15 protein-coding genes, 1 tRNA gene and 1 other annotated feature are annotated in these 15,629 nt (G+C 64.6%); of the genes, 8 read left to right on the top strand and 8 right to left on the bottom strand.

The window, feature by feature from the left end; genetic code table 11:
- Positions 1-14: 14 nt before the first annotated feature.
- Both EDC62_RS11365 and EDC62_RS11360 read right to left on the bottom strand, forming a co-directional pair.
- Positions 15-635 carry a lytic transglycosylase domain-containing protein gene (locus EDC62_RS11365; RefSeq protein ID WP_124223851.1) on the bottom strand — a complete coding sequence of 207 codons (621 nt, stop codon included), beginning with the start codon at positions 633-635 and terminating at the stop codon, positions 15-17.
- Positions 636-690: 55 nt separating this feature from the next.
- Complete coding sequence (locus EDC62_RS11360) at positions 691-2,457, bottom strand: proline--tRNA ligase (protein ID WP_124223849.1); 1,767 nt, start codon at positions 2,455-2,457, stop codon at positions 691-693.
- Between the two features lie 155 nt (positions 2,458-2,612).
- Here EDC62_RS11360 and EDC62_RS11355 point away from each other — a divergent pair, with 155 nt between their 5' ends.
- Together EDC62_RS11355 and EDC62_RS11350 are read left to right on the top strand one after the other, a co-directional pair.
- The gene (locus tag EDC62_RS11355; protein WP_124223847.1) at positions 2,613-3,296 is read left to right on the top strand and encodes an RNA pyrophosphohydrolase; all 684 of its coding nucleotides are present in this window, start codon (positions 2,613-2,615) and stop codon (positions 3,294-3,296) included.
- A complete protein-coding gene (locus tag EDC62_RS11350) occupies positions 3,283-3,843 on the top strand; it encodes a CNP1-like family protein (protein WP_170159066.1) in 561 nt (186 codons plus the stop codon). The genes EDC62_RS11355 and EDC62_RS11350 overlap by 14 nt, the downstream gene beginning before the upstream one ends.
- A gap of 61 nt (positions 3,844-3,904) precedes the next feature.
- On the opposite strand, the gene proB is transcribed toward EDC62_RS11350, so the two are convergent.
- The 4 genes from proB to rplU all read right to left on the bottom strand — a co-directional run bounded on the left by proB (position 3,905) and on the right by rplU (position 7,008).
- Positions 3,905-5,047, bottom strand: a complete 1,143-nt coding sequence (proB, locus tag EDC62_RS11345) for a glutamate 5-kinase (RefSeq protein ID WP_124223843.1) — start codon at positions 5,045-5,047, stop codon at positions 3,905-3,907.
- Between the two features lie 30 nt (positions 5,048-5,077).
- Positions 5,078-6,196 (bottom strand): Obg family GTPase CgtA, encoded by a 1,119-nt coding sequence (gene cgtA / locus EDC62_RS11340; RefSeq protein WP_124223841.1) that lies wholly within the window; start codon positions 6,194-6,196, stop codon positions 5,078-5,080.
- 230 nt (positions 6,197-6,426) lie between these two features.
- A complete protein-coding gene (gene rpmA / locus EDC62_RS11335) occupies positions 6,427-6,684 on the bottom strand; it encodes a 50S ribosomal protein L27 (protein ID WP_124223839.1) in 258 nt (85 codons plus the stop codon).
- A gap of 12 nt (positions 6,685-6,696) precedes the next feature.
- Positions 6,697-7,008 (bottom strand): 50S ribosomal protein L21, encoded by a 312-nt coding sequence (gene rplU / locus EDC62_RS11330; RefSeq protein WP_124223836.1) that lies wholly within the window; start codon positions 7,006-7,008, stop codon positions 6,697-6,699.
- 153 nt (positions 7,009-7,161) lie between these two features.
- Between rplU and EDC62_RS11325 the strand changes: the two genes are divergently transcribed.
- The 3 genes from EDC62_RS11325 (at position 7,162) to EDC62_RS11315 (ending at position 9,854) form a co-directional block, all read left to right on the top strand.
- The gene (locus tag EDC62_RS11325; protein WP_245968856.1) at positions 7,162-8,139 is read left to right on the top strand and encodes a polyprenyl synthetase family protein; all 978 of its coding nucleotides are present in this window, start codon (positions 7,162-7,164) and stop codon (positions 8,137-8,139) included.
- A 53-nt stretch (positions 8,140-8,192) separates the two neighbouring features.
- Positions 8,193-8,269: transfer RNA gene (locus tag EDC62_RS11320), tRNA-Pro, on the top strand.
- 317 nt (positions 8,270-8,586) lie between these two features.
- Positions 8,587-9,854, top strand: a protein-coding gene (locus tag EDC62_RS11315) for an IS3 family transposase (RefSeq protein WP_124223834.1) whose coding sequence is annotated in 2 segments (ribosomal slippage) — positions 8,587-8,869 and positions 8,869-9,854 — 1,269 coding nt in all. Because the reading frame shifts where the segments join, the coding sequence is not laid out codon by codon here.
- Positions 8,865-8,981: a sequence feature (AL1L pseudoknot), on the top strand. (Overlaps the previous gene by 117 nt.)
- A gap of 194 nt (positions 9,855-10,048) precedes the next feature.
- On the opposite strand, the gene EDC62_RS11310 is transcribed toward EDC62_RS11315, so the two are convergent.
- The gene (locus EDC62_RS11310) at positions 10,049-10,423 is read right to left on the bottom strand and encodes a helix-turn-helix domain-containing protein (protein ID WP_211331002.1); all 375 of its coding nucleotides are present in this window, start codon (positions 10,421-10,423) and stop codon (positions 10,049-10,051) included.
- Between the two features lie 160 nt (positions 10,424-10,583).
- Positions 10,584-11,432 carry an OST-HTH/LOTUS domain-containing protein gene (locus tag EDC62_RS11305; protein ID WP_124223831.1) on the bottom strand — a complete coding sequence of 283 codons (849 nt, stop codon included), beginning with the start codon at positions 11,430-11,432 and terminating at the stop codon, positions 10,584-10,586.
- Between the two features lie 226 nt (positions 11,433-11,658).
- On the opposite strand from EDC62_RS11305, the gene EDC62_RS11300 reads away from it, so the two are divergent.
- The 3 genes from EDC62_RS11300 to pilB all read left to right on the top strand — a co-directional run bounded on the left by EDC62_RS11300 (position 11,659) and on the right by pilB (position 15,617).
- Positions 11,659-11,982: a helix-turn-helix domain-containing protein gene (locus EDC62_RS11300; RefSeq protein WP_124223829.1), complete on the top strand. Its 324-nt coding sequence runs from the start codon at positions 11,659-11,661 to the stop codon at positions 11,980-11,982.
- A gap of 10 nt (positions 11,983-11,992) precedes the next feature.
- Positions 11,993-13,354 carry a HipA domain-containing protein gene (locus EDC62_RS11295; protein ID WP_124223826.1) on the top strand — a complete coding sequence of 454 codons (1,362 nt, stop codon included), beginning with the start codon at positions 11,993-11,995 and terminating at the stop codon, positions 13,352-13,354.
- A 529-nt stretch (positions 13,355-13,883) separates the two neighbouring features.
- Positions 13,884-15,617: a type IV-A pilus assembly ATPase PilB gene (pilB, locus tag EDC62_RS11290; protein ID WP_124223823.1), complete on the top strand. Its 1,734-nt coding sequence runs from the start codon at positions 13,884-13,886 to the stop codon at positions 15,615-15,617.
- The last annotated feature ends 12 nt before the right edge of the window (positions 15,618-15,629 follow it).

Below are 15,629 nucleotides of genomic sequence, written 5' to 3'. Positions count from 1 at the left end.
CCTGTGGCCCGGCCTCAAACGCCGTCGTAGCGCCAGTTGCGCTGTGCGGCGAACACCGCGTTCGGGTATTCGGGCCGCCCCCGGCTGCCGTTGTAGCGGCCCAGCGCCAGAAACAGGTCGCCGCGCTCACGGTCGAGGTAGTGCCGCAGGATCACGCAGCCAAAGCGCAGGTTGGTCTGCATGTGGAAGAGCTTGCTCGCATCGCCGTCCCCGATGAGCCGCGCCCAAAACGGCATCACCTGCATGTAGCCGCGCGCCCCCACTGGGCTGACCGCGTATTTGCGAAAGCCGCTCTCGACCTCGATCAGCCCCAGCACCAAGGACACATCGAGTCCGGCGCGGCGGCTTTCGTACCAGACGGTCTGCAGAAATTCGCGCCGGGTGTCGAAGTCGGGCTTGCGCTTGCGCAGCCGGAAAATCATCGCGCCCATCCAGCGCAGGTAGCGCAGCCGCGCCTCCGTGGTCGCAAACTCGGGCACCGGCGGCGCGCTGTTCGCAATGGCAGCGCTCAACGCGCTGCGCACCGCGTCGGCCAGCGGCTCCTCGATCTGCCCGCCCGCCCAAGATTGCTCCGGAAAAGAGAGCGCGAGAGGACCGATCCACGCTGGGATCAGCAGTTTTCTTCTTGAAATCATCACGCAAACAGGGGCCTGGCGCAGCACGGTTCCGCGCGAACGCCCCTCGTCTCGTTCATGGCGCGACCGGCAGAACCCCCAGGCCGAGGCGAGCAGCCAGGAAGGCGTGCAGCTCGCTCAAGGCCACGCCGGTGGCTTCGGTGTCGCGCCGGTGTTGGTACTCCACCCGGCCGTCTTTGAGGCCGCGCTCGGAGATGACCACCCGGTGCGGCACGCCGATGAGTTCCCAGTCCGCGAACATCGCGCCGGGACGCTCGCCGCGGTCGTCGAGGATCACGTCCACGCCGGCTTGGGCGAGCGCGTCATGCAGCGACTCGGCGGCACTGCGCACCGCCTCGCTGCGGTCCATGCCGATGGGGCAAATCACCAACGTGAACGGCGCGATGGCGTCGGGCCAGATGATGCCGCGCTCGTCGTGGTTTTGTTCGATCGCCGCCGCCGGCAACCGCGTGATGCCAATGCCGTAGCAGCCCATTTCGAAGAAAGCGGGTTTGCCGTCCTCGCCGAGGAAGCTTGCGTTCATCGCCCGGCTGTACTTGGTGCCGAGATAGAACACATGGCCGACCTCGATGCCGCGCTCGATCGCGAGCACACCCTTGCCGTCGGGCGAGCGGTCGCCGGCGACCACGTTGCGCAGGTCGGCGACCAGCGCGGGCTCAGGCAGGTCTCGGCCCCAGTTCACGCCGGTGAGGTGCACGTCTTCTTCGTTGCCGCCGCAGATCCAGTCGGCCATGAGCGCCACTTCGCGGTCGGCCACGACGGTCACCGGCTGCTGGAGGCCCAACGGCCCCAGATAGCCGGGCCGGCAGCCAAAGTGCGCTTCGACCTCGGCTTGGGTCGCGAAGCGATAGCCGCCCTCCATGCCGGGCAGCTTGCCGACCTTGACCTCGTTCATGTCGTGGTCGCCGCGCAGCAACAGCAACCAGATGCGGGTCGCGGTGATGTCCCCCGCCTCGTTGCGCGTGTCGGTGGCCAACACCAGCGACTTGACCGTGCGCTGCAGCGGCACACCCAGCAGTTCAGCCACCTCGGCGCAGGTGCTCTTGCCCGGCGTCGGTACGCGCTGCAGCGGCTCGGTCGGCGCCGGCCGCGGCCCTTCGGGCGCCAGCGCCTCGGCCTTCTCCATGTTGGCGGCATAGTCGCTCGTCGGGCAGTAGACGATGGCGTCTTCGCCGGTGGCAGCGATCACCTGGAACTCTTCGGACAGGTCGCCGCCGATGGCGCCGCTGTCGGCCGCAACCGCCCGGTAGCGCAGGCCAAACCGGTCAAAAATGCGCCGATACGCCTGCGCCATGACCTGATAGCTCGCCTGGGCACCCGCGGCATCGCGGTCGAAGCTGTAGGCGTCCTTCATGATGAATTCGCGCCCACGCATCAGGCCAAAGCGCGGCCGGCGCTCGTCGCGGAACTTGGTCTGGATCTGGTAGAAATTTTTGGGCAGCTGCTTGTAGCTGCGCAGATCCTGGCGCGCAATGTCCGTGATCACTTCCTCGCTGGTCGGCTGCACGACGAAGTCACGGCCGTGCCGATCCTTGATGCGCAGCAGCTCCGGCCCCATTTTGTCGAAGCGCCCCGTCTCCTGCCAGAGCTCGGCGGGTTGCACGATCGGCATGAGCAGCTCGACGGCGCCGGCGCGGTTCATTTCCTCACGCACGATGGCCTCGACCTTGCGGATCACCCGCAGACCCAGCGGCATGTAGTTGTAAATGCCCGCGCCGAGGCGTTTGATCATGCCGGCGCGCATCATCAGGCGGTGGCTGATGACTTCGGCGTCGGCCGGGGCTTCGCGCAGGGTGGCAATGTGGAATTGGGTGGCTTTCATGAACTCGCGTATGGAAATGAGCGTTGAACGGGGCGGCAACTGGGCGGCGCGCCGCCGCCGGATGCGGCCCGGGCCAGCACCGCGGGTAGACACGCATTGGAAGCGCTTGCCCCGGCAGGCATAATGGCCACAGTCTTCAGAATTGGGGTTTGATTATGCTTGACCGTGAAGGCTTTCGGCCCAACGTCGGCATCATCCTGCTCAACCAGAAAAACCAGGTGTTCTGGGGTAAGCGCATCCGCACCCACAGCTGGCAGTTTCCCCAGGGCGGTATCGACCGGGGCGAAACACCCGAGCAGGCCATGTACCGCGAATTGCACGAGGAAATCGGGCTGCGGCCCGAACACGTGCGCATCATTGCCCGCACCCGCGACTGGCTGCGCTACGAGGTGCCAGACCGCTACATCCGCCGCGATTCCCGCGGTCATTACAAGGGTCAGAAGCAAATCTGGTATTTGTTGCAGCTCACGGCCCAGGACTGGAACCTGAACCTGCGCGCCACAGACCATCCGGAATTTGACGCTTGGCGCTGGAACGACTACTGGGTGCCGCTCGACGCCGTGGTCGAATTCAAGCGGGGCGTCTACGAAATGGCGCTCACCGAACTGGCGCGCTACCTGCCGCGGCGCGAAGGCAGCAATCGCTTCCTGCGCGGCAGCATGCGTGGGCGCGACGAGGCCTCCGCGCGTCCCCGGCCCTGCATGCTCAGGCCGCCGATCGAATTGCCGCCCGGCGCGAGCTTCGACCCCGATCCTTCACGGGGCGGCGCGCAACCCCAAGCCGGCGCGGGAGACCCGCTCGAGCCCGATGCCGCGCAGGCCCGACATGCAAGTCCATGAGCGATCCACGCGCCCGCTGCGCAAGATGGCGGGTGCGCACAGGCGGGTGCTCGTGGGGCACCTGCTGGCTGCATGGAGCATCGCCACCGCGCTCGGCGCAGCCCATGCCCAGAGCGGCGACGCGCCGAACGCGCCACCGCCCTGGCCTGCCCCCAGCTCACCCTCAACGTGGATCGGTCTGCCCCAAACCCGTGGATCGACCTTGAACGTCGCCCTCGACCCCGCCGGTGTCGAGGTCACGCCAGACGGCGTCGTGCATTTCGTCCTCGTCATGAGGACGACCGCCGAGGGCAGCGCGCCGAGCGCCTTGCGGGCCAGCCTGCGCTGCCAAACCGCCGAATACCGGATTGAGGCGCGCTATCAGGCCGACACCGGCTGGGTCATGGCGCCCCAGGACCTGACTTGGCAGCCCATGGCAGAAACCCCGCTTGGACGGCTCAGCTGGATGATCGCCCGCAACGGTGCCTGCGAAGGCCGCACGGTGGCGGCCTCGGCCTCTGAGATCGTGCGGCGCCTGCGGACCGGGCGCGTCACCGGCTACGAATGAGTGAACGCGACGCTGACCCTTCCGCCGTCGGAACTGATTCAGCCTTACCCTGAAGCTTGGCTCACCGAGCCGCGGTGACGACCAGGTTGTCCCGGTGCACCATCTCCGGCTCAGCAACGTAACCAAGCAGAGTTTCGATTTCGCTCGACGGCTTGCGGCACAGCAGTCGGGCCTCGCCGCTCGAGTAATTGGCCAGGCCGCGGGCGATTTCTGCGCCTTGCGGATTTCGAATGGCGATGACGTCGCCGCGAACGAATTCACCCTCGACGCCCACCATGCCGATGGGCAGCAGGCTTTTGCCCTCGCAAAGCAGCTTTTCGACGGCCCCGGCATCCACCTCGACCGCCCCGCGCAGCTGCAAATGGTCGGCCATCCACTGCTTGCGCGCCTGCTTCTTCGCGGTTTGCGCGACGAGCAAGGTGCCGATGGGCTCGCCCTCGAACAAGCGCCGGAGCACCTCGGGCTCCCGACCCCAGGCGATGACCGTCGACGCACCGGAGCCCGCCGCCCGTCGAGCCGCCAGGATCTTCGTCAGCATGCCGCCGCGCCCGATGCTCGAGCCGGCGCCGCCGGCCATCGCCTCCAGCACCGGATCACCCGCGCGTGCCTCGCGCACGAGCTCGGCCGCGGGATCCTTGCGGGGGTCGGCGGTGTAGAGCCCTTTTTGGTCCGTGAGAATGACGAGCACGTCGGCCTCGATCAAGTTCGCGACCAAGGCGCCGAGGGTGTCGTTGTCGCCAAACTTGATTTCGTCCGTGACCACCGTGTCGTTTTCATTGATGACCGGCAGCACTTTCAAGCGCAGCAAGGTCAGCAGCGTCGAGCGGGCATTGAGGTAACGCTCCCGATCGGCGAGATCGGCATGCGTCAGCAGCACCTGGGCGCTGCCCAGGCCATGCGCGCGCAATTTCGACTCGTACATTTGCGCCAGGCCCATTTGGCCCACGGCCGCCGCCGCCTGAAGCTCGTGCAATTCCTTGGGCCGCTGCGACCAGCCGAGCCGCTTCATCCCTTCGGCAATCGCACCGCTCGAGACCATCACGACCTCACGCCCCTGCGCGACCAGGGCCGACAACTGCCGCGCCCACTCCCCGATCGCGTGCTCATCGAGACCGCGCCCCTCATCGGTGACCAGACTCGAGCCGACCTTGACGACGATCCGCTGCGCCCCGCGCAGGATCTGATTGACCTTTTTTTCCGTCATTTAGGCACCACGCGGGCGTAAATTCGAGCCTCAATGCTCACTTTTTTGAACCGATGTCGCGCCTGGCTCCGTTGCGCTCGCGTCCATCTCCGGCGTGCTGAATCGGGGATCCACCACCTCGGGCACCTGCTCCCGGACGCGCTGCGCCTCCAGATGCTGGTACACCGCGCGGATGAGTGTGTCGCAACCCTCGTGCGTCAACGCCGAAATTTCGAACACCGGCCCTTTGTACCGCAGCCGCTTGACGATGTCCTTGATCCGGGCCGCACGCAGCTCGGGGTCGAGCATGTCGCACTTGTTGAGCACCAGCCAGCGTGGCTTTTCAAACAGTTGCTGATCGTACTTCTTGAGCTCGGCCGCGATCGCACGCGCCTGCGCCACCACGTCCACCGTTTCGTCGAACGGCGCCACATCGACCACATGCAGCAGCAGCCGGGTGCGCTGCAGGTGCCGTAGGAATTGATGACCGAGACCCGCGCCTTCGGCGGCGCCCTCGATCAAACCCGGCACATCGGCCACCACGAAGCTCTGCTCCGGGCCGACGCGCACCACACCGAGGTTGGGGTGCAAGGTCGTGAAGGGATAGTCGGCAATCTTCGGCCGCGCGTTCGAAATCGCCGCAATCAACGTGGACTTACCCGCATTGGGCATCCCGAGCAGCCCCACATCGGCGAGCACCTTCAGTTCGAGCTTGAGGCTTTTACGCTCACCCGGCCAACCCGGTGTCTTCTGTCGCGGCGCACGGTTGATCGCGCTCTTGAAGCGCATGTTGCCGAACCCCCCGTCGCCGCCCTTGGCGATCAGGATGCGCTCGCCCGGTTTGAGCAGTTCGTAGAGCACCTCGCCGGTTTCGGCATCGCTGATGACCGTACCCACGGGCAACTTCAGCGTGATGTCATCGCCCGCTGCCCCGAACATGTCTGAGCCCATGCCATGCTGGCCGCGTTTGGCTTCGAATCGCCGCGTGTAGCGGAAATCCACCAGCGTATTCAGACTGGCATCGGCGACCGCCCAGACATGGCCCCCGCGGCCACCATCGCCGCCGTTGGGCCCGCCAAATTCCTTGTACTTCTCGTGTCGAAACGAGACGCACCCGTTCCCGCCATCGCCCGCGATGACCTCCACGTATGCTTCATCGACGAACTTCATGGTCGGCTCCGTTCTACACCCTCAAAAATCCAAACCCTCACCCACGGCGGCCAGGAGATGCCTGGTCTCGCGCCCAATCCCTACAGATGGGGACCCATCCGCACCGTCCAAGCCCTGAGGCAACGCTGAACAAGTCCCTCGCGCGCCGCGCATCCTCTTCCGAGCAAGGGCAAGCCCTGCAACGAAAAAGCCCCGACCAGGCGGGGCTTTGACGATGCAGGGCAAGACGCTCAGAGCGGCGTCACGCTCACCGTGTGCCGGTTCAGAGGCCCTTTGACCGCGAAGGTCACTTGACCGTCGACCAGCGAGAACAGCGTGTGATCCTTGCCGATACCCACGTTCACGCCGGGGTGGAAACGCGTTCCCCGTTGCCGCACGATGATTGCGCCGGCCGAGACACGCTCTCCACCGAACGCCTTGACACCGAGCATCTTCGGCTTGGAATCGCGTCCGTTGCGCGTAGAGCCGCCGCCTTTTTTCTGTGCCATGACTGATGCTCCTTAAGCCGTGATCGCCCCGATTTGCAGTTCGGTGAACTGCTGGCGATGCCCTTGATGCTTCTGATAGTGCTTGCGACGGCGCAGTTTGAAAATGCGCACCTTGTCGTGCTTGCCATGGGCCACGACCGTGGCCTTGACCGTCGCACCGGACACCAGGGGCGTACCCACCTTGATCTCGGCGCCGTTTCCGACGGCCAGAACCTGGTCGATCACGATTTCCTGGCCTACGTCCGCAGCAATCTGTTCTACTTTGATTTTGTCGCCGGCTGCAACCCGATATTGCTTGCCACCGGTTTTTATGACCGCGTACATGTAAACCTCTTCTGTGAGTATCTGCAGACGGATTTCCGCAGAGCCCGCGAGTATAACAAAACTCCGACCCGCGCTGCCCACGGCCCGGCTGGCAACACGCCCTTCGAAACGGCGCTTTCTATAATCAGAACAGCTTCGCCCCTGGGATACGCCTTGACTTCAGCCCCTGCCCTCAGTTTTCAAGAACTCGTCCATGACGATCTCGCCGCAGTCGATCGCGTCATCGCAGAGCGCCTGGAATCGAGCGTCCCGCTGGTGGGCGAAGTCGCTCGCTACATCATCGGCGCCGGCGGCAAGCGCCTGCGCCCGGTGCTGCTGCTCTTGACGGCGCAAGCCCTCGGTTGCCGGCGACGCGAGCGCCACACGCTCGCTGCGGTGGTCGAATTCATCCACACGGCGACCCTGCTGCACGACGACGTGGTCGACGAATCGACCCTGCGCCGCGGCCGCGCAACGGCCAATGAGACCTTCGGCAATGCCGCAAGCGTCCTGGTCGGCGACTTCCTCTACTCACGCGCCTTCCAGATGATGGTCGATGTCGGCGACATGCGCATCATGCGCATCCTGGCCGACGCGACCAACGTGATCGCTGAAGGCGAGGTGCTGCAGCTGATGAACATGCACGACGCATCGCTCAGCGAAGAAAGCTACCTCCAGGTCATACGCTCCAAAACCGCCAAGCTCTTCGAAGCCAGTGCGCGCATTGGCGCCGTACTGGCGGGCGCCGACGACGAGACCGAGCGCCGCTGCGCCACCTACGGACAAGCGCTGGGCACCGCCTTTCAAGTGGTCGACGACGTGCTCGACTACACCGGTGCACCGCAAGAGCTGGGCAAAAACCTCGGCGATGATTTGCGCGAAGGCAAGGCGACGCTGCCTTTGATCTTTGCCATGCGCCGCGCAAGCGCCGAACACGCTGCACTGGTCCGCAGCGCCATCGAAACCGGCGGCTGCGACCAACTCGACGCCATCGTTCAGATCGTGCAGCGAACCGGTGCCATCGAAGCCAGTATGGAGGCGGCACGCGCCGAAGCCCTGCGGGCAGCCGAAGCGGCGGGCGGCCTGCCCGAAAATGCCTACAGCCAGGGTTTGCTACAATTGGCGACTCAGCTTCTGGAGCGACGTCACTGACAGGAGTGATGCCGCGTTGATCGCGAATTCGATCGGTCGCAACAGAAGCTTTTCGGGGTGTAGCTTAGCCTGGTAGAGCGCTACGTTCGGGACGTAGAGGCCGGAGGTTCGAATCCTCTCACCCCGACCAGGAATTCTTCAGAAGAATCAAGCACTTAGGTCAGCCCGCGCAACGCGGATACCGCGCAAAATAGCGCAAAACGGCCTAGCTGCTCCAAGTCTGCTCCAAAGTCGGTCGCGTGAGGGTCTTCGTGCCCTCGCGCGCCTTTGCGTTTCGCTGCACGTTTTTGCACGGCAGGCGACTCCTCAGCCCCCTGCCCTACATCGACGATGCGCTCGCGTGTGCACACGTACAGCGACCTCCCAAGCATGCCCGCGCGCATGCCTAAAGCGGTGAACCGCCCCGGTTTTTGAGGAGGCTCCTTCGATTGAGAGAATGGAGCCATCATGAGGAAGTCCCCGAAGTTTTCCCCCGAGGTTCAGGAGCGTGCGGTGCGCATGGTCTTCGACGCCAAGGACCAGTACCCGTCGCAGTGGGCAGCGATCGAGTCGATCGCCGGCAAGATCGGCTGCACGGCCGAGACGCTGCGCAAGTGGGTGCGCCAAGGCGAGCGCGACAGCGGCGTACGACCTGGCACCACGACGGCCGAGCAGCAGCGCATCAAGGAACTGGAGCGCGAGGTGCGCGAACTGCGCAAGACCAACGAGATCCTGAAGTTGGCCAGCGCATATTTCGCCCAGGCGGAGCTCGACCGCCATCACAAGAAGTGAACGCCTTCATCGACGCGCACCGCGCGCGTTGCGGGGTCGAGCCGATCTGCAATGCCTTGCAGGTCGCCCCGTCAGCGTACCGGCGCCACGCGGCGCGCCAGCGCAACCCGGCGCTGTTGCCGGCTCGTACGCGGCGTGATGCGAGCCTGTTACCGCAAGTGCGGCGCGTGTACGAACAGAACCTGCGCATCTACGGTGCCGACAAGGTGTGGCGCCAGCTCAGGCGCGAAGGCACGTTGGTGGCGCGCTGCACGGTGGAGCGGCTGATGCGGCTTGGCGGGCTGCAAGGCGTGCGCAGAGGCAAGGCGGTGCGCACCACCGTGCCCGATACCAAGGCGCCGTGTCCGCTGGACCGCGTCAATCGGCAGTTCAAAGCCCAGCGGCCGAACCAGCTGTGGGTGGCCGACTTCACCTACGTCTCGACCTGGCAGGGCTTCGTGTATGTCGCCTTCATCATCGACGTGTTCGCGCGTTACATCGTGGGCTGGCGGGTCAGCAGTTCGATGCAGACCGACTTCGTGCTCGATGCGCTGGAGCAGGCGCTGTACGCGCGCCAGCCTTGGCGCCATGGCACCCTCACGCACCACAGCGACCGCGGTTCGCAGTACGTCTCGATCCGCTACAGCGAGCGGCTCGCCGAGGCCGACATCGAGCCCTCGGTGGGCAGCACCGGCGACAGCTACGACAACGCATTGGCCGAGACCATCAACGGGCTGTACAAGGCCGAGATCATCCACCGGCGCGGGCCGTGGAAGACACGCGAGGCGGTCGAACTGGCCACGCTAGAATGGGTGTCGTGGTTCAACAACCACCGGCTGCTCGAGCCCATCGGCTACATCCCGCCGGCCGAGGCCGAGGCGAACTATTGGCAGCAGCACGCAAAGGCGGTTTCATCCACGACGACGCCGGAGCACGTCGCAGCGCAACAGGAGGTTGAACCATGAGGACATGGCCCAACCGGGGGGGGCCTCCGGCGGCCCCTGCGGGGGGCTTGAACCAAGAGATAGATAATCCAGACACCCAAGTAGTCAACTTGACCATCAGACCCACCGGGTCTGACTCAAGCCAGTAAGCCTCCTCGAAACCCGGTGCGGTTCACCCTGGTCAGTTTTGAAGCGGCACTCCGGCCTTCAGATGGTCAGTTTTCGGTCGGCGTCAACAGCCCATGGGTCTCTGTCACGGGCAGACCAGGCGGCTGTGCCGCCTCCAGGGACTGCTTACACAGCTCTTGGGCTTGAGGCTGCAGCAGCTTTTCAAGCTGATGGGGCAGCCAGTACCGCTTACGGCCAATGCACAGAGGCTCTGGCAAGCGTCCCTGCTCGACCCAGTATTGGGTCGTGCGCACGGAGATACCGAGCAAGCCACAAACGTCTTTTCTGGACAGCGGCTTCTGGACCATGCTGGCTGGCGTCGTGTTTGCGCTCGAAGCGTTCCGCGGCAGGTCGTGAGCGCTCGGTGGGACTTCGTCGGTCAGATGGTCATCAGTCGATTGGCGACTCTTGGTGGTGGTCATATGGGTCTCCAGTGAGTTGATGGAGACCCGTGTAGGCAACCTGCGCCCGGCTCTAAATTCAGCGACGAGGCTGCGCTCTGTCGACTTTAGAAGCCGTGCTTCTTTGAGCCGTCGGACTGCTTGCGCGAGTGCAGTCCAAACCGCTCGAGAGCAGGCGCAGCTAAATGGCCAATCGCTCGCGGAACCAGCCCACCCTCTTCCCGTCATCCCCGACCTTGTAGACCAGCTCGAACAGCTTGGACTCGCTGAGAACCTGCGGCCAGGTGCGGCAGCCGTACTTGCTCGGGGTCTGGTCCGGATGGTGGGCGGCTATCCAGTCGCGAGCTCGGTCCAGTCTGGTCAAGCCCCCCTCGGAGAGCGCCTCGGAGGCCTCGCGCAGCACTCGAACGATGCCGGTGTGCGTCCAATCAAAGGTTCCGTCAGGCGCGATGCCGTTCACCACCATGTCGTGAAAGACGTCGGTCTCGGCGAATGCCGCCATGTGGGCCCGTGCCTCGTCCATGGTCTTGACCCACCCGACCAGTTCGTTGTGGTGGTCGATACGCTGGTAGCAGTGCTCGAGGTGGCGCAAGGCAGCCTCGCAGCCCGGGTCGCTCCAGAGGTCAAATCGCTCAATGAAGTGGTGCACCAGCTCGTTGCGCATCACGACCAGTTCCTCAATCTGGGCTCTGACCTCGGCGAGCCGCTCCGGAGCCATGGTCATGCGGTAGCTGATGGCCATGGAGATGCGGTCGGTCGGGACCTTGTCCTCCGGGAGCAACTCGCGCTCGAATCCGTCCGGCACCGCGTAGCTCTCGAAGAGGGACTTGACCAGCGTACCCAGGGTCTTTTCCGACACCTTCTCCAAGTTCGCGGCCCGCTGGGCCTCCAGCCTGTCGGCAGGCCCCGCGAGCTCGTGGTGGGCCAGCAGCAACTTCATCAGCCGCTCGTACTGCTGCAACCGCAGCATGCACCGCCCCAGCCAACGCTGGACGTCGAGTTGGCCTTGGGGCATGGGTTGGTCGGTCATCGCGTCAGTGTTCCATGGCGGAAGTACGGGGCCGGGCGGACCTCTGCAACCTCAGCCAAAGTTTCGGAAAATCAGAAATACCACCTGACACCGCATCGAGAGCTCTTCTGTTTCTGATTTACCGAAATTCTAGTTGATGAGCCCACCAGAACCGCCTATGATTTCGGAATAACAGAAACTTCCTTCTTGAAGCGCGCCCCAGAAGCCCTGCAACTGAAATTCCGAAATGACCGACTCTGCTAGCCGCCGACCGACCCTGCTCCAGTCAGCCCCTGACCTGGGCCCGGTCGTGCGCGAGCGCCGCAAGTCGCAGTCGCTGCGCATTGACGATGCGGCAGGCCTGCTCGGCGTTTCGGTTGACCTCATGTCAAGGCTGGAGAACGGCCAAGGCTCGGTGCGCCTGGACAAAGCCTTGGCCGTGCTCGATGGCCTGGGTCTGACGCTCATGGTGCTGCCCAAGGAGCACCCGTGGGCACGAGAGGCGGCCTCATCAAGCGGCTCGGGCAGCTCTGGCAGCCCGACGGTTCCTCCAGCCGTCCCGAAGCCATGAGGCGGTCAGCATGACCCACGCACTGCACGTCTGGGCCGACGGAGCTCAGGTCGCCACCATCGAGCACGAAGGGCGCGACGACCGCTGGGGCCTGAACTATGCCGAACCCTGGGTCGCCGACGCCAAGTCTTACCCACTGTCTCCGGCGCTGCCCCTGGTTCGCCCAGCGGCCAACTACGCGTCCGCCTCCATCAAGCGCTTCATCGAGCACCTTCTGCCCGAGGGGCGTGCGCTGGACGTGGCCGTGGCCTACAACGGCCTGGCCAAGACCAACGTCTTCGGTCTCATCTGGGCGCTTGGTGCCGAAACCGCGGGTGCCCTGCGCTTCACTGGGGATGCAAGCCCGGCACCACCCACCGCCGAACCCATCCTGCGAGAAATCCCCCTCCAGGAACTCGACCAGCGCATCGCCGAGCGCGAGCACGTGCCGCTGACGGTGTGGGACGGCAAGGTGCGCATGTCAGTGGCCGGCCTGCAAGACAAGCTGCTGCTCTATCTCGACCGGCCACTGCTGGAGGGCGGGCGGCTGTTCCTTGTTGAAGGGCAGCGACTGGCCTCCACCCACATCCTCAAGCCCGACACCGGCAACCCGCAGACGCCGCACCTGGCGGTCAACGAGCACTTCTGCATGTCGCTGGCCCGCCGCATGAAACTGCCGGCCGCTGAGGTGCGCCTGTTGCGCACACCCCGCCCGGTACTGGTTGTGCGGCGCTTCGACCGCGAAGTCGAGAACGTCGGCGGCCAGCCGCGGGTTCACCGCCAGCACATCATCGACGCCTGCCAGGCGTGCGACCTGCCCGTGGCCTACAAGTACGAGCGCAACCTGGGCAGTGCCGAGGCGGTGCGCCACATCCGCGACGGCGTGAGCTTCGAACGATTGTTCGGCTGCGCCGACCTCACAGCCAACAAGGCGGCCACCCGGCTAGCCATGCTGCGCTGGGCGCTCTTCCAGTTCTTGATTGGCAACAGCGATGCCCACGGCAAAAACTTCTCGTTCTTCGTGCGCCCGGGCGGCCTGCTGGAGCCCACCACACCCTGGTACGACCTCGTCAGCGTGCTGCAGTACGACGGCTTAGACACCGAGCTGGCCATGGCCTACGGCGACGTCTTCAGCCACGCCGAGGTCTCGGCCTTCGCACTGGCCGACTTTGCCGCACGCTGCGGCGTTGACCGCAAGCTGATGCGCCGGGAAGGCCAACGGCTGGCGAAGCTGGCCGCAGCAGAGGCCGCCGCACAAGCCCAGGCTGCCGATTACGAGGGCGAAGCCGAGCGGGCCTTCGTGCAAGGCATTGCCGACTTCGTGGCCAAGCAGGCCGAGCGGCTGACCCAGCTCGTGGCAGATGCGGCGCGCTGGAAGGACAAGTACCTCTGACCGCTTGGCTGGGCGCTGCCGAAAGGGGCTCCGAGAGCCGCTGCTGACGGGTCCAGACAGGTAGCGGCGGACCAATCTGGCCAACCGTATAAGCCGGTTCCTATACGACCCAGCTGGCTACGGTGTTCTGGAGCAGACCGTAGTGCCGCTGCTCCAAAACTGCTCCAACAACCCCTCATGCAACGTCGCGCAACGCCATGCAAAAACATGCTAAGATGTTGATTCTTCGTTCAGAAGAGGCCCGAAAAGGCGTCCGGATGGAATTCGGGACGTAGAGGCCGGAGGTTCGAATCCTCTCACCCCGACCAGATTTCAGCAGTTGCGCCCTGCGCCAGATCAGCCCCGCTTTCGCGGGGCTTTTTGTTGGCACGGGTCGAGGCAACGCGGACCAGCGGCCTGCGACGCTGTCGCTTCGAGGCGACTGGCTGCCAACTTCGGCACGTTGCGCCCCTGCGCGAGGTTTACAGCCAGACACCAATCAGCGAAGATCGCTCGATCTCATTGTGTTGTGACAGAACCACTGCGCTGAATGGCCATCAACGAATCCCCGATCACCAGCCCCAGCGGCGTCGCCCTTCCCGGGCTGGCCCGTGCGCTGGTGATGGCTGGCAAGCTCAGTCAGAAGCTGGCTGAAGACCTCTATCGGAAAGCCCAGTCTGGCAAGACCAATTTCATCGTCGAGTTGACGAGTTCGGGCGCCGTCTCGGCCGCCGACCTCGCGCACACCATCGCGACCGCTTTTGCGGTGCCGCTGATCGATCTCGAGGCGGTCGATGTCGATCGGCTGCCCAAGGGCTTGCTCGATGCGAAATTTTGCGCTGAACACCGCGTGCTTCCGCTGAGCAAGCGCGGTAACCAACTGATCGTGGCGACGGCCGACCCGTCGGACACCAAGGTCGCCGAACAGATCAAGTTCCGCACCCAGCTCGGGGTGGACTGGATCATCGCCGAATACGACAAGCTGACCCGTCTCGTCGAACAGGTCACCAAATCGGCCAGCGAATCGCTGGAACAAGTCATCGGGGCGGACTTCGATTTCGATGTCGAGACCGCGGAGGAAGGCAACAACGACACCGACGCGGTCAGCTCGGAAGTCGATGACGCCCCGGTGGTCCGCTTCCTGCAGAAAATGTTGGTCGACGCGGTCAACATGGGCGCGTCGGACCTGCATTTCGAGCCCTACGAGTTCAACTACCGCGTACGCTTTCGGATCGACGGCGTGCTGCGGGAAATCACCTCGCCGCCGGTCGCCATCAAGGAAAAGCTCGCCTCGCGGATCAAGGTCATCTCCAAGATGGACATCTCGGAGAAGCGCGTGCCGCAGGATGGACGCATGAAACTCAAGGTGGGGCCGAACCGAACCATCGATTTCCGGGTGAGTTCGCTGCCCACGCTGTTCGGCGAGAAGATCGTCATCCGGATTCTCGACCCGAGCAGCGCCAAACTCGGTATCGATGCCCTGGGCTACGAGCCCGAAGAAAAGCAGCGCCTGCTGCAGGCGATTGAACGCCCCTACGGCATGATTCTGGTCACCGGGCCGACGGGCTCGGGCAAGACGGTCTCGCTCTACACCTGCCTGAACCTGCTCAACAAGCCGGGGGTCAACATCTCGACCGCGGAAGACCCGTCGGAAATCAACCTCCCCGGCGTCAACCAGGTCAACGTCAACGAAAAGGCCGGCCTGACGTTCGCTTCGGCACTCAAAGCCTTCCTCCGGCAGGATCCCGACATCATCATGGTCGGCGAAATCCGCGATCTCGAAACCGCCGACATCGCCATCAAGGCTGCCCAGACCGGCCACCTCGTCCTGTCGACCCTGCACACCAACGACGCACCGGCGACGCTCACGCGGCTGCGCAACATGGGCATCGCGCCCTTCAACATCGCCTCGAGCGTCATCCTCATCACGGCGCAGCGCCTGGCGCGCCGCCTATGTCCCAAGTGCAAAACGCCCGTCGACCTGCCACGCGAAGCGCTGCTCGACGCGGGTTTCCGGGAGGAGGAGCTCGATGGGAGCTGGGTACCTTATCGGGCGGTCGGCTGCGCCAGTTGCAACGAAGGCTACAAAGGTCGCGTCGGCATCTATCAGGTCATGCCGATCAGCGAGGAGATTCAGCGCATCATCCTGCGCGACGGCAGCGCGATGGAAATTGCCGAGCAGGCCGAACGCGAGGGCGTCCGCTCGCTGCGCCAGTCGGGCTTGCTCAAGGTGCGCCAGGGTCTGACGACGCTCGAAGAGGTGCTGGCGGTGACCAATGTCTGAACGAGTGAACAG

Source organism: Tibeticola sediminis, assembly GCF_003843835.1.
Lineage (GTDB): Bacteria > Pseudomonadota > Gammaproteobacteria > Burkholderiales > Burkholderiaceae_C > Tibeticola > Tibeticola sediminis.
This window is presented reverse-complemented; position numbering and strand designations above follow the sequence as displayed.

Excerpts from the sequence above, each read along its gene's own strand:
- EDC62_RS11365 (WP_124223851.1), bottom strand. The coding sequence starts at position 635 with ATGATTTCAAGAAGAAAACTGCTGATCCCAGCGTGGATCGGTCCTCTC.
- EDC62_RS11360 (WP_124223849.1), bottom strand. The coding sequence starts at position 2,457 with ATGAAAGCCACCCAATTCCACATTGCCACCCTGCGCGAAGCCCCGGCC.
- EDC62_RS11355 (WP_124223847.1), top strand. The coding sequence starts at position 2,613 with ATGCTTGACCGTGAAGGCTTTCGGCCCAACGTCGGCATCATCCTGCTC.
- EDC62_RS11350 (WP_170159066.1), top strand. The coding sequence starts at position 3,283 with ATGCAAGTCCATGAGCGATCCACGCGCCCGCTGCGCAAGATGGCGGGT.
- proB (WP_124223843.1), bottom strand. The coding sequence starts at position 5,047 with ATGACGGAAAAAAAGGTCAATCAGATCCTGCGCGGGGCGCAGCGGATC.
- cgtA (WP_124223841.1), bottom strand. The coding sequence starts at position 6,196 with ATGAAGTTCGTCGATGAAGCATACGTGGAGGTCATCGCGGGCGATGGC.
- rpmA (WP_124223839.1), bottom strand. The coding sequence starts at position 6,684 with ATGGCACAGAAAAAAGGCGGCGGCTCTACGCGCAACGGACGCGATTCC.
- rplU (WP_124223836.1), bottom strand. The coding sequence starts at position 7,008 with ATGTACGCGGTCATAAAAACCGGTGGCAAGCAATATCGGGTTGCAGCC.
- EDC62_RS11310 (WP_211331002.1), bottom strand. The coding sequence starts at position 10,423 with ATGACCACCACCAAGAGTCGCCAATCGACTGATGACCATCTGACCGAC.
- EDC62_RS11305 (WP_124223831.1), bottom strand. The coding sequence starts at position 11,432 with ATGACCGACCAACCCATGCCCCAAGGCCAACTCGACGTCCAGCGTTGG.
- EDC62_RS11300 (WP_124223829.1), top strand. The coding sequence starts at position 11,659 with ATGACCGACTCTGCTAGCCGCCGACCGACCCTGCTCCAGTCAGCCCCT.
- EDC62_RS11295 (WP_124223826.1), top strand. The coding sequence starts at position 11,993 with ATGACCCACGCACTGCACGTCTGGGCCGACGGAGCTCAGGTCGCCACC.
- pilB (WP_124223823.1), top strand. The coding sequence starts at position 13,884 with ATGGCCATCAACGAATCCCCGATCACCAGCCCCAGCGGCGTCGCCCTT.